Source organism: Klebsiella quasipneumoniae subsp. quasipneumoniae, assembly GCF_020525925.1.
Taxonomy (GTDB): domain Bacteria; phylum Pseudomonadota; class Gammaproteobacteria; order Enterobacterales; family Enterobacteriaceae; genus Klebsiella; species Klebsiella quasipneumoniae.
In genome coordinates, this window is sequence record NZ_CP084876.1 from 450,475 (window position 1) to 460,120 (window position 9,646).

The following is a 9,646-nucleotide window of genomic DNA, read 5'->3' on the forward strand; positions in this document are numbered from 1 at the left end:
GAGGAAAAAATGTCTCGTGTTGCTAAAGCACCGGTCGTTGTTCCTGCCGGCGTTGATGTAAAAATCAACGGTCAGGTTATTACGATCAAAGGTAAAAACGGCGAGCTGACTCGTACTCTCAACGATGCTGTTGAAGTTAAACATGCAGATAATGCACTGACCTTCGGTCCGCGTGATGGTTACGCAGACGGTTGGGCTCAGGCTGGTACCGCGCGTGCCCTGCTGAACTCAATGGTTATCGGTGTTACCGAAGGCTTCACTAAGAAGCTGCAGCTGGTTGGTGTAGGTTATCGTGCAGCGGTCAAAGGGAATGTAGTAAACCTGGCTTTAGGTTTCTCTCACCCGGTTGATCATCAGCTGCCTGCGGGTATCACTGCAGAATGTCCGACTCAGACTGAAATCGTGCTGAAAGGCGCTGATAAGCAGGTGATCGGCCAGGTTGCAGCAGATCTGCGCGCCTACCGTCGTCCTGAGCCTTACAAAGGCAAGGGTGTTCGTTACGCCGACGAAGTCGTGCGTACCAAAGAGGCTAAGAAGAAGTAAGGTAACACTATGGATAAGAAATCTGCTCGTATCCGTCGTGCGACCCGCGCACGCCGCAAGCTCCAGGAGCTGGGCGCAACTCGCCTGGTGGTACATCGTACCCCGCGTCACATTTACGCACAGGTAATTGCACCGAATGGTTCTGAAGTTCTGGTAGCTGCTTCTACTGTAGAAAAAGCTATCGCTGAACAACTGAAGTACACCGGTAACAAAGACGCTGCTGCAGCTGTGGGTAAAGCTGTCGCTGAACGCGCTCTGGAAAAAGGCATCAAAGATGTTTCCTTTGACCGTTCCGGGTTCCAATATCATGGTCGTGTCCAGGCACTGGCAGATGCTGCCCGTGAAGCTGGCCTTCAGTTCTAAGGTAGAGGTGTAAGATGGCTCACATCGAAAAACAAGCTGGCGAACTGCAGGAAAAGCTGATCGCGGTAAACCGCGTATCTAAAACCGTTAAAGGTGGTCGTATTTTCTCCTTCACAGCTCTGACTGTAGTTGGCGATGGTAACGGTCGCGTTGGTTTTGGTTACGGTAAAGCGCGTGAAGTTCCAGCAGCGATCCAGAAAGCGATGGAAAAAGCCCGTCGCAATATGATTAACGTCGCGCTGAACCACGGCACCCTGCAGCACCCGGTTAAGGGTACTCACACGGGTTCTCGTGTATTCATGCAGCCGGCTTCCGAAGGTACCGGTATCATCGCCGGTGGTGCAATGCGCGCCGTTCTGGAAGTCGCTGGGGTTCGTAACGTTCTGGCTAAAGCGTATGGTTCCACTAACCCGATTAACGTGGTTCGTGCAACTATCGACGGTCTGGAAAACATGAAGTCCCCGGATATGGTCGCTGCCAAGCGTGGTAAATCCGTTGAAGAAATTCTGGGGAAATAAACCATGGCAAAGACTATTAAAATTACTCAAACCCGCAGTGCAATCGGTCGTCTGCCGAAACACAAGGCAACGCTGCTTGGCCTGGGTCTGCGTCGTATTGGTCACACCGTAGAGCGCGAGGATACTCCTGCTGTTCGTGGTATGGTCAACGCGGTTTCCTTCATGGTTAAAGTTGAGGAGTAAGAGATGCGTTTAAATACTCTGTCTCCGGCCGAAGGCTCCAAAAAGGCGGGTAAACGCCTGGGTCGTGGTATCGGTTCTGGCCTCGGTAAAACCGGTGGTCGTGGTCACAAAGGTCAGAAATCTCGTTCTGGCGGTGGCGTACGTCGCGGTTTCGAGGGTGGTCAGATGCCTCTGTACCGTCGTCTGCCGAAATTCGGCTTCACTTCTCGTAAAGCGATGATCACCGCAGAGATCCGTCTCTCCGATCTGGCTCACGTAGAAGGCGATGTAGTAGACCTGAACGCGCTGAAAGCGGCTAACATTATCGGTGTCCAGATCGAGTTCGCGAAAGTGATCCTGTCTGGTGAGGTAACTCGTCCGGTAACTGTTCGTGGCCTGCGTGTGACTAAAGGTGCTCGTGCTGCTATCGAAGCTGCTGGCGGTAAAATTGAGGAATAAGTAGCAGATGGCTAAACAACCGGGATTAGATTTTCAAAGTGCCAAAGGTGGCCTTGGCGAACTGAAACGCAGACTTCTGTTTGTGGTCGGTGCGCTGATAGTGTTCCGTATTGGCTCTTTTATTCCGATCCCTGGTATTGATGCCGCTGTACTTGCCAAACTGCTTGAGCAACAGCGAGGCACCATCATTGAAATGTTCAACATGTTCTCTGGTGGTGCTCTCAGCCGTGCTTCTATCTTTGCATTGGGGATTATGCCGTATATCTCGGCATCAATCATCGTGCAGCTGCTGACGGTGGTTTATCAACCGCTGGCGGAACTGAAGAAAGAAGGGGAGTCTGGTCGTCGTAAGATCAGCCAGTACACCCGCTACGGTACTCTGGTGCTGGCGATATTCCAGTCGATCGGTATTGCTACCGGTCTGCCGAATATGCCTGGTATGCAGGGCCTGGTGATTAATCCAGGCTTTGCATTCTATTTCACCGCTGTTGTTAGTCTGGTCACAGGGACTATGTTCCTGATGTGGCTCGGCGAACAGATCACTGAACGCGGTATCGGTAACGGTATCTCGATCATTATCTTCGCCGGTATCGTTGCGGGACTCCCGCCGGCCATCGCCCATACTATCGAGCAAGCGCGTCAAGGCGACCTGCACTTCCTCCTGTTGCTGTTGGTTGCAGTATTAGTATTTGCAGTGACCTTCTTTGTTGTATTCGTTGAACGTGGACAACGCCGCATTGTGGTAAACTACGCGAAACGTCAACAGGGTCGTCGTGTCTATGCTGCACAGAGCACACATTTACCGCTGAAAGTGAATATGGCGGGGGTAATCCCGGCAATCTTCGCTTCCAGTATTATACTGTTCCCGGCAACCATCACGTCATGGTTCGGGGGTGGTACTGGTTGGAACTGGCTGACAACAATTTCGCTGTATTTGCAGCCTGGGCAACCGCTTTATGTGTTACTCTATGCGTCTGCAATCATCTTCTTCTGTTTCTTCTACACGGCGTTGGTTTTCAACCCGCGTGAAACAGCAGATAACCTGAAGAAGTCCGGTGCATTTGTACCAGGAATTCGTCCGGGAGAGCAAACGGCGAAGTATATCGATAAAGTGATGACTCGCCTGACTCTGGTTGGTGCGTTGTACATTACTTTTATCTGCCTGATCCCGGAGTTCATGCGTGACGCGATGAAAGTGCCGTTCTACTTCGGTGGGACCTCGCTGCTTATCGTTGTTGTCGTGATTATGGACTTTATGGCTCAAGTGCAAACTCTGATGATGTCCAGTCAGTATGAGTCTGCATTGAAGAAGGCGAACCTGAAAGGCTACGGCCGCTAAAACTGGTCGCCCGAGAAGTTACGGAGAGTAAAAATGAAAGTTCGTGCTTCCGTCAAGAAATTATGCCGTAACTGCAAAATCGTTAAGCGTGATGGCGTCATCCGTGTGATTTGCAGTGCCGAGCCGAAGCATAAACAGCGCCAAGGCTGATTTTTTCGCATATTTTTCTTGCAAAGTTGGATTGAGCTGGCTAGATTAGCCAGCCAATCTTTTGTATGTCTGTACGTTTCCATTTGAGTATCCTGAAAACGGGCTTTTCAGCATGGTGCGTACATATTAAATAGTAGGAGTGCATAGTGGCCCGTATAGCAGGCATTAACATTCCTGATCACAAACATACCGTAATCGCTTTAACCGCTATTTTCGGTATCGGCAAAACCCGTTCTAAAGCCATCTGCGCTGAAACGGGCATCGCTGAAAATGTTAAGATCAGTGAGCTGTCTGAAGAACAAATTGATATTCTGCGTGAAGCAGTAGGTAAATTTGTCGTTGAAGGTGATCTGCGCCGTGAAATCACCCTGAGCATCAAGCGTCTGATGGACCTTGGTTGCTACCGTGGTTTGCGTCATCGTCGTGGTCTCCCGGTTCGCGGTCAGCGTACCAAGACCAACGCACGTACCCGTAAGGGTCCGCGTAAACCGATCAAGAAATAATCGGGGTGATTGAATAATGGCAAAGGCACCAATTCGTGCACGTAAGCGTGTAAGAAAACAAGTCTCTGACGGCGTGGCTCATATCCATGCTTCTTTTAACAACACCATCGTTACCATTACTGATCGTCAGGGTAACGCACTGGGTTGGGCAACAGCCGGTGGTTCCGGTTTCCGTGGTTCTCGCAAATCCACTCCGTTCGCAGCTCAGGTTGCAGCAGAGCGTTGCGCAGAAGCCGTAAAAGAATACGGCATCAAGAATCTGGAAGTTATGGTCAAAGGTCCGGGTCCGGGTCGCGAATCTACCATTCGTGCACTGAACGCCGCTGGTTTCCGCATCACTAATATTACTGATGTGACTCCGATCCCTCATAACGGTTGTCGTCCGCCGAAAAAACGTCGCGTATAACGCTGCGTTTTCCAGGTTAGTTGGAGAAAGAAAATGGCAAGATATTTGGGTCCTAAGCTCAAGCTGAGCCGTCGTGAGGGCACCGACTTATTCCTTAAGTCTGGCGTTCGCGCGATCGATACCAAGTGTAAAATTGAACAAGCTCCTGGCCAGCACGGTGCGCGTAAGCCGCGTCTGTCTGACTATGGTGTGCAGTTGCGTGAAAAGCAAAAAGTTCGCCGTATGTACGGTGTGCTGGAGCGTCAGTTCCGTAACTACTATAAAGAAGCAGCACGTCTGAAAGGCAACACCGGTGAAAACCTGTTGGCTCTGCTGGAAGGTCGTCTGGACAACGTTGTATACCGTATGGGCTTCGGCGCCACTCGTGCTGAAGCACGCCAGCTGGTTAGCCACAAAGCGATTATGGTAAACGGTCGTGTTGTTAACATCGCTTCTTATCAGGTTAAAGCGAATGACGTTGTCAGCATTCGTGAGAAAGCGAAAAAGCAATCTCGCGTGAAAGCCGCTCTGGAGCTGGCTGAGCAGCGTGAAAAGCCAACCTGGCTGGAAGTTGATGCTGGCAAGATGGAAGGTACGTTCAAGCGTCAGCCGGAGCGTTCTGATCTGTCTGCGGACATTAACGAACACCTGATCGTCGAGCTTTACTCCAAGTAAAGCTTAGTACCAAAGAGAGGACACAATGCAGGGTTCTGTGACAGAGTTTCTAAAACCGCGCCTGGTCGATATCGAGCAAGTGAGTTCGACGCACGCCAAGGTGACCCTTGAGCCTTTAGAGCGTGGCTTCGGCCATACTCTGGGTAACGCACTGCGCCGTATTCTGCTCTCATCGATGCCGGGTTGCGCGGTGACCGAGGTTGAGATTGATGGTGTACTGCACGAGTACAGCACCAAAGAAGGCGTTCAGGAAGACATCCTTGAAATCCTGCTCAACCTGAAAGGGCTGGCGGTGAGAGTTCAGGGTAAAGATGAAGTCATCCTTACTTTGAATAAATCTGGCATTGGCCCTGTGACCGCAGCCGACATTACCCACGACGGTGATGTCGAAATCGTCAAGCCGCAGCACGTGATTTGCCACCTGACTGATGAGAACGCTGCTATCAGCATGCGTATCAAAGTTCAGCGCGGTCGCGGTTATGTGCCGGCTTCTGCCCGAATTCATTCGGAAGAAGATGAGCGCCCAATCGGCCGTCTGCTGGTCGACGCCTGCTACAGCCCTGTAGAGCGTATTGCCTACAATGTTGAAGCTGCGCGTGTAGAACAGCGTACCGACCTGGACAAGCTGGTCATCGAAATGGAAACCAACGGCACAATCGATCCTGAAGAGGCGATTCGTCGTGCGGCAACCATCCTGGCTGAACAACTGGAAGCTTTTGTTGACTTACGTGATGTACGTCAGCCAGAAGTGAAAGAAGAGAAACCAGAATTCGATCCGATCCTGCTGCGCCCTGTTGACGATCTGGAATTGACTGTCCGCTCTGCTAACTGCCTCAAGGCAGAAGCTATCCACTATATCGGTGATCTGGTACAGCGTACCGAGGTTGAGTTGCTGAAAACGCCGAACCTAGGTAAAAAATCTCTTACTGAGATTAAAGACGTGCTGGCTTCCCGTGGACTGTCTCTGGGCATGCGCCTGGAAAACTGGCCACCAGCAAGCATTGCTGACGAGTAACCGGATCACAGGTTAAGGTTTTACTGAGAAGGATAAGGTCATGCGCCATCGTAAGAGTGGTCGTCAACTGAACCGCAACAGCAGCCATCGCCAGGCTATGTTCCGTAACATGGCAGGTTCGCTGGTTCGTCATGAAATCATCAAGACGACCCTGCCGAAAGCGAAAGAACTGCGTCGCGTAGTTGAGCCGCTGATTACTCTTGCCAAGACTGATAGCGTTGCTAATCGTCGTCTGGCATTCGCCCGTACTCGTGATAACGAGATCGTGGCAAAACTGTTTAACGAGCTGGGCCCGCGTTTCGCGAGCCGCGCCGGTGGTTACACTCGCATTCTGAAGTGTGGCTTCCGTGCAGGCGACAACGCGCCGATGGCATACATCGAGCTGGTTGATCGTGCTGAGCCGAAAGCAGAAGCTGCTGCAGAGTAATCTGTAGTAACGTAAAAAAACCCGCCCCGGCGGGTTTTTTTATATCTACCCCATCCCCACTTCACTACAATATCTGTACTCTTTTTGTTCATCCCCGGAGCCGTAGAATGTGGTTACTGGATCAGTGGGCAGAACGCCATATCCTCGATGCCCAAACCAAAGGCGAGTTCGATAATTTACCCGGTAGCGGCGTGCCGCTAACGCTCGATGACGATTCGCATGTACCGGCCGAGCTGCGGGCAGGCTATCGCCTTCTGAAGAATGCAGGGTGTCTTCCCCCGGAGCTGGAGCAGCGCAAAGAAGCGGTGGCTCTGGCAGACTTGTTGAAGGGGGTCCGTCAGGACGACCCGCGGCATGCCGAACTCAGCAAGCGCCTTGCTCTGCTCGAGCTTAAGCTGCGTCAGGCAGGACTGAACACCGACTTTTTACGCGGTGAGTACGCCGATGCGTTGCTGCACAAAATTAATCAGGAGTGAATATGTATCGTATTGGTGAGCTGGCAAAACTGGCTGATGTGACGCCAGATACCATCCGTTATTATGAAAAACAGCAAATGATGGATCATGACGTGCGCACTGAGGGGGGATTTCGTCTTTACTCGGATAACGATCTTCAGCGTTTGCGCTTTATTCGCTATGCCCGTCAGCTGGGCTTTACTCTGGAAGCGATCCGCGAATTATTGTCGATCCGTATCGATCCGGAGCATCACACCTGTCAGGAGTCGAAAGGGATCGTTCAGGCGCGATTAAGCGAAGTTGAGGCGCGGATCAACGAGCTACAAACGATGCGTCGCTCTCTGCAACGGCTCAATGATGCCTGCTGTGGCACAGCTCACAGCAGCGTTTACTGTTCGATCCTCGAGGCCCTTGAGCAAGGCGCCAGCAACGGCAATACCGGGCGTTGATTTTTTGTGCGCGCGGATCTACACTCGCGCGGAATTCACACATCCACTGGAGTTACTATGAGTCGCTATCAGCATACCAAAGGACAAATTAAAGATAACGCCATTGAGGCACTTCTCCACGATCCATTATTCAGGCAGCGCGTAGAGAAGAATAAGAAAGGGAAAGGAAGCTATCAACGTAAAGATAAACATGCAGCAAGGAATGACCGGGAGGCCAGTGGCAAGCAAGCGAATCGCTTTTTTACCACTGGCCTTCTGCTTTCACTGCTGATTAAGAACGGTTGTTTTGTTCTTTCAGCAGATCGCGAATTTCGCTCAGCAGGACTTCTTCTTTAGAGGGCGCTGGCGGTGCCGCCGGAGCCTCTTCTTTCTTACGATTTAACTTATTCATCAGTTTAATCGCCATGAAAATGGCAAATGCGACGATGATGAAATCGAAAACGTTCTGAATAAACACCCCGTAGTGCATCACCACTGCCGGTACATCACCCTGGGCATCGCGCAGCGTGACGGCAAACTGTTTAAAATCGATCCCGCCAATCAACAGGCCGAGCGGCGGCATAATAATATCCGCGACCAGCGACGAAACAATTTTACCGAATGCTGCACCGATGATCACACCCACTGCCAAATCGACAACGTTCCCGCGCATCGCGAATTCGCGAAACTCTTTTAAAAAACTCATTTTATTCTCCTTGAGCCAGCTGACGTTGTAAGTTTAACAAATGTATTTTCATTTGCCATTCCTCGTAGAGCGTTACAGGAAAATATTAACCTTTGAATAATAAGGGATAATAAAAGGCGCCTGTTCGACGCCCTGGGAATTACAGGAAGAAGGGGCTTGGCTGGAACAGCCTTTCTACATCGGAAATAAACTTTTTATCAGTCAAAAACATGATCACATGATCGCCCTGCTCGATCCGCAGATTATTATTAGCGATCATCACGTCATTCCCGCGCACGACGGCGCCGATGATCGTGCCTGGCGGAAGCTTGATCTCATCGATCGACCGCCCGACCACCCGCGAGGTGCTCTCATCGCCGTGTGCCACTGCTTCGATCGCTTCCGCAACGCCGCGGCGCAGGGAGGAGACGCCGACAATATCGGCTTTACGGACATGGCTGAGGAGGGCGGAAATCGTGGCCTGCTGAGGCGATATCGCGATATCAATGACGCTACCCTGAACCAGATCCACATAGGCTCTGCGCTGGATCAGCACCATGACTTTTTTGGCCCCCATTCGCTTGGCCAGCATCGCAGACATGATGTTTGCTTCGTCATCGTTAGTGACGGCAATAAACAGGTCCACCTGGTCAATATGCTCTTCGGCCAGCAGCTCCTGATCCGATGCGTCACCGTAGAAGACGATAGTATGCTGCAGTTTTTCTGCCAGCTCAGCGGCTCGCTGCTGATTGCGCTCGATAAGCTTAACGCTGTAGTCTTTTTCCAGCTTATGGGCCAGGCCCGCGCCAATATTGCCGCCGCCGACCAACATGATGCGTTTGTAAGGTTTCTCCAGACGCTGGAGTTCGCTCATGACCGCGCGAATATGCTGCGAGGCGGCAATAAAGAAGACTTCATCGCCGGCCTCGACAATCGTCGAACCCTGTGGGCGGATGGGGCGATCGTGGCGGAAAATGGCGGCCACGCGCGTATCGATATGCGGCATATGCTCGCGCATGGTGGACAACGCATTCCCCACCAGCGGACCACCGTAATAGGCTTTCACCACGGCGAGGCTGACTTTACCTTCGGCGAAGTTCACGACCTGCAGCGCGCCGGGATATTCTATCAGGCGATGAATATTGTCGATGACCAGCTGTTCCGGAGCGATTAAGTGATCGATGGGCACAGCTTCAGAATTGAAGAGCTTTTCCGCATCGCGGACGTAATCAGGCGCACGAATACGGGCTATACGGTTTGGCGTATTGAATAATGAATAGGCGACCTGACAGGCCACCATGTTGGTTTCATCCGAACTGGTGACCGCCACCAGCATATCGGCATCATCGGCTCCTGCCTCGCGCAGTACGCGGGGATGAGAACCGTGCCCCTGGACGACACGCAGGTCGAACTTATCCTGCAGGCTGCGCAGACGGTCGCCATTGGTATCAACCAGCGTAATATCATTGTTCTCGCCGACGAGGTTCTCCGCCAGCGTGCCGCCGACCTGGCCGGCGCCCAGAATAATAATCTTCATCT

Annotated in this window: 17 protein-coding genes; 15 read left to right on the forward strand and 2 right to left on the reverse strand. The window is 51.8% G+C overall.

Features of this window, described 5'->3' with window-relative positions; translation table 11 throughout:
- Nucleotides 1-9: 9 nt before the first annotated feature.
- The 15 genes from rplF to LGM20_RS02210 all read left to right on the forward strand — a co-directional run bounded on the left by rplF (nt 10) and on the right by LGM20_RS02210 (nt 7,779).
- The gene (gene rplF / locus LGM20_RS02140) at nt 10-543 is read left to right on the forward strand and encodes a 50S ribosomal protein L6 (protein WP_002919662.1); all 534 of its coding nucleotides are present in this window, start codon (nt 10-12) and stop codon (nt 541-543) included.
- Between the two features lie 9 nt (nt 544-552).
- Complete coding sequence (gene rplR / locus LGM20_RS02145) at nt 553-906, forward strand: 50S ribosomal protein L18 (protein WP_000358960.1); 354 nt, start codon at nt 553-555, stop codon at nt 904-906.
- Nucleotides 907-920: 14 nt separating this feature from the next.
- The gene (gene rpsE / locus LGM20_RS02150; protein ID WP_002919545.1) at nt 921-1,424 is read left to right on the forward strand and encodes a 30S ribosomal protein S5; all 504 of its coding nucleotides are present in this window, start codon (nt 921-923) and stop codon (nt 1,422-1,424) included.
- 3 nt (nt 1,425-1,427) lie between these two features.
- Complete coding sequence (gene rpmD / locus LGM20_RS02155; RefSeq protein ID WP_001140434.1) at nt 1,428-1,607, forward strand: 50S ribosomal protein L30; 180 nt, start codon at nt 1,428-1,430, stop codon at nt 1,605-1,607.
- Nucleotides 1,608-1,610: 3 nt separating this feature from the next.
- Nucleotides 1,611-2,045, forward strand: coding sequence for a 50S ribosomal protein L15 (rplO, locus tag LGM20_RS02160; RefSeq protein WP_002919516.1), 435 nt, complete (start codon nt 1,611-1,613; stop codon nt 2,043-2,045).
- A gap of 7 nt (nt 2,046-2,052) precedes the next feature.
- On the forward strand, nt 2,053-3,384 hold the full coding sequence (gene secY, locus LGM20_RS02165) for a preprotein translocase subunit SecY (RefSeq protein WP_002919515.1): 1,332 nt from the start codon (nt 2,053-2,055) through the stop codon (nt 3,382-3,384).
- A gap of 33 nt (nt 3,385-3,417) precedes the next feature.
- Nucleotides 3,418-3,534 carry a 50S ribosomal protein L36 gene (gene rpmJ, locus LGM20_RS02170; protein ID WP_000868187.1) on the forward strand — a complete coding sequence of 39 codons (117 nt, stop codon included), beginning with the start codon at nt 3,418-3,420 and terminating at the stop codon, nt 3,532-3,534.
- 146 nt (nt 3,535-3,680) lie between these two features.
- The gene (gene rpsM, locus LGM20_RS02175) at nt 3,681-4,037 is read left to right on the forward strand and encodes a 30S ribosomal protein S13 (protein WP_002919259.1); all 357 of its coding nucleotides are present in this window, start codon (nt 3,681-3,683) and stop codon (nt 4,035-4,037) included.
- A 16-nt stretch (nt 4,038-4,053) separates the two neighbouring features.
- Nucleotides 4,054-4,443 (forward strand): 30S ribosomal protein S11, encoded by a 390-nt coding sequence (rpsK, locus tag LGM20_RS02180; protein ID WP_002919257.1) that lies wholly within the window; start codon nt 4,054-4,056, stop codon nt 4,441-4,443.
- Between the two features lie 33 nt (nt 4,444-4,476).
- Nucleotides 4,477-5,097, forward strand: coding sequence for a 30S ribosomal protein S4 (rpsD, locus tag LGM20_RS02185; RefSeq protein WP_002919224.1), 621 nt, complete (start codon nt 4,477-4,479; stop codon nt 5,095-5,097).
- Between the two features lie 25 nt (nt 5,098-5,122).
- The gene (locus LGM20_RS02190; protein WP_002919219.1) at nt 5,123-6,112 is read left to right on the forward strand and encodes a DNA-directed RNA polymerase subunit alpha; all 990 of its coding nucleotides are present in this window, start codon (nt 5,123-5,125) and stop codon (nt 6,110-6,112) included.
- A 40-nt stretch (nt 6,113-6,152) separates the two neighbouring features.
- Nucleotides 6,153-6,539: a 50S ribosomal protein L17 gene (gene rplQ, locus LGM20_RS02195; RefSeq protein WP_002919206.1), complete on the forward strand. Its 387-nt coding sequence runs from the start codon at nt 6,153-6,155 to the stop codon at nt 6,537-6,539.
- Between the two features lie 107 nt (nt 6,540-6,646).
- Entirely contained in the window at nt 6,647-7,015 is a 369-nt protein-coding gene (locus LGM20_RS02200) for a DnaJ family domain-containing protein (RefSeq protein ID WP_032454201.1), read from the forward strand.
- Between the two features lie 2 nt (nt 7,016-7,017).
- A complete protein-coding gene (gene zntR, locus LGM20_RS02205; RefSeq protein ID WP_023291172.1) occupies nt 7,018-7,443 on the forward strand; it encodes a Zn(2+)-responsive transcriptional regulator in 426 nt (141 codons plus the stop codon).
- Between the two features lie 57 nt (nt 7,444-7,500).
- Nucleotides 7,501-7,779 carry an alternative ribosome-rescue factor A gene (locus LGM20_RS02210; protein WP_023291171.1) on the forward strand — a complete coding sequence of 93 codons (279 nt, stop codon included), beginning with the start codon at nt 7,501-7,503 and terminating at the stop codon, nt 7,777-7,779.
- On the opposite strand, the gene mscL is transcribed toward LGM20_RS02210, so the two are convergent.
- Both mscL and trkA read right to left on the reverse strand, forming a co-directional pair.
- Nucleotides 7,715-8,128 carry a large-conductance mechanosensitive channel protein MscL gene (gene mscL, locus LGM20_RS02215; protein ID WP_004145325.1) on the reverse strand — a complete coding sequence of 138 codons (414 nt, stop codon included), beginning with the start codon at nt 8,126-8,128 and terminating at the stop codon, nt 7,715-7,717. The genes LGM20_RS02210 and mscL overlap by 65 nt on opposite strands.
- 139 nt (nt 8,129-8,267) lie before the next feature.
- Nucleotides 8,268-9,644 (reverse strand): Trk system potassium transporter TrkA, encoded by a 1,377-nt coding sequence (gene trkA, locus LGM20_RS02220; protein ID WP_002919153.1) that lies wholly within the window; start codon nt 9,642-9,644, stop codon nt 8,268-8,270.
- Between the last annotated feature and the right edge of the window lie 2 nt (nt 9,645-9,646).

Coding starts and splice junctions, on each gene's coding strand:
- rpsE (WP_002919545.1), top strand. CDS start 921: ATGGCTCACATCGAAAAACAAGCTGGCGAACTGCAGGAAAAGCTGATC.
- LGM20_RS02200 (WP_032454201.1), top strand. CDS start 6,647: ATGTGGTTACTGGATCAGTGGGCAGAACGCCATATCCTCGATGCCCAA.
- rpmJ (WP_000868187.1), top strand. CDS start 3,418: ATGAAAGTTCGTGCTTCCGTCAAGAAATTATGCCGTAACTGCAAAATC.
- mscL (WP_004145325.1), bottom strand. CDS start 8,128: ATGAGTTTTTTAAAAGAGTTTCGCGAATTCGCGATGCGCGGGAACGTT.
- rpsD (WP_002919224.1), top strand. CDS start 4,477: ATGGCAAGATATTTGGGTCCTAAGCTCAAGCTGAGCCGTCGTGAGGGC.
- rplR (WP_000358960.1), top strand. CDS start 553: ATGGATAAGAAATCTGCTCGTATCCGTCGTGCGACCCGCGCACGCCGC.
- rplF (WP_002919662.1), top strand. CDS start 10: ATGTCTCGTGTTGCTAAAGCACCGGTCGTTGTTCCTGCCGGCGTTGAT.
- LGM20_RS02210 (WP_023291171.1), top strand. CDS start 7,501: ATGAGTCGCTATCAGCATACCAAAGGACAAATTAAAGATAACGCCATT.
- rplQ (WP_002919206.1), top strand. CDS start 6,153: ATGCGCCATCGTAAGAGTGGTCGTCAACTGAACCGCAACAGCAGCCAT.
- zntR (WP_023291172.1), top strand. CDS start 7,018: ATGTATCGTATTGGTGAGCTGGCAAAACTGGCTGATGTGACGCCAGAT.
- rplO (WP_002919516.1), top strand. CDS start 1,611: ATGCGTTTAAATACTCTGTCTCCGGCCGAAGGCTCCAAAAAGGCGGGT.
- rpmD (WP_001140434.1), top strand. CDS start 1,428: ATGGCAAAGACTATTAAAATTACTCAAACCCGCAGTGCAATCGGTCGT.
- secY (WP_002919515.1), top strand. CDS start 2,053: ATGGCTAAACAACCGGGATTAGATTTTCAAAGTGCCAAAGGTGGCCTT.
- LGM20_RS02190 (WP_002919219.1), top strand. CDS start 5,123: ATGCAGGGTTCTGTGACAGAGTTTCTAAAACCGCGCCTGGTCGATATC.
- rpsK (WP_002919257.1), top strand. CDS start 4,054: ATGGCAAAGGCACCAATTCGTGCACGTAAGCGTGTAAGAAAACAAGTC.
- trkA (WP_002919153.1), bottom strand. CDS start 9,644: ATGAAGATTATTATTCTGGGCGCCGGCCAGGTCGGCGGCACGCTGGCG.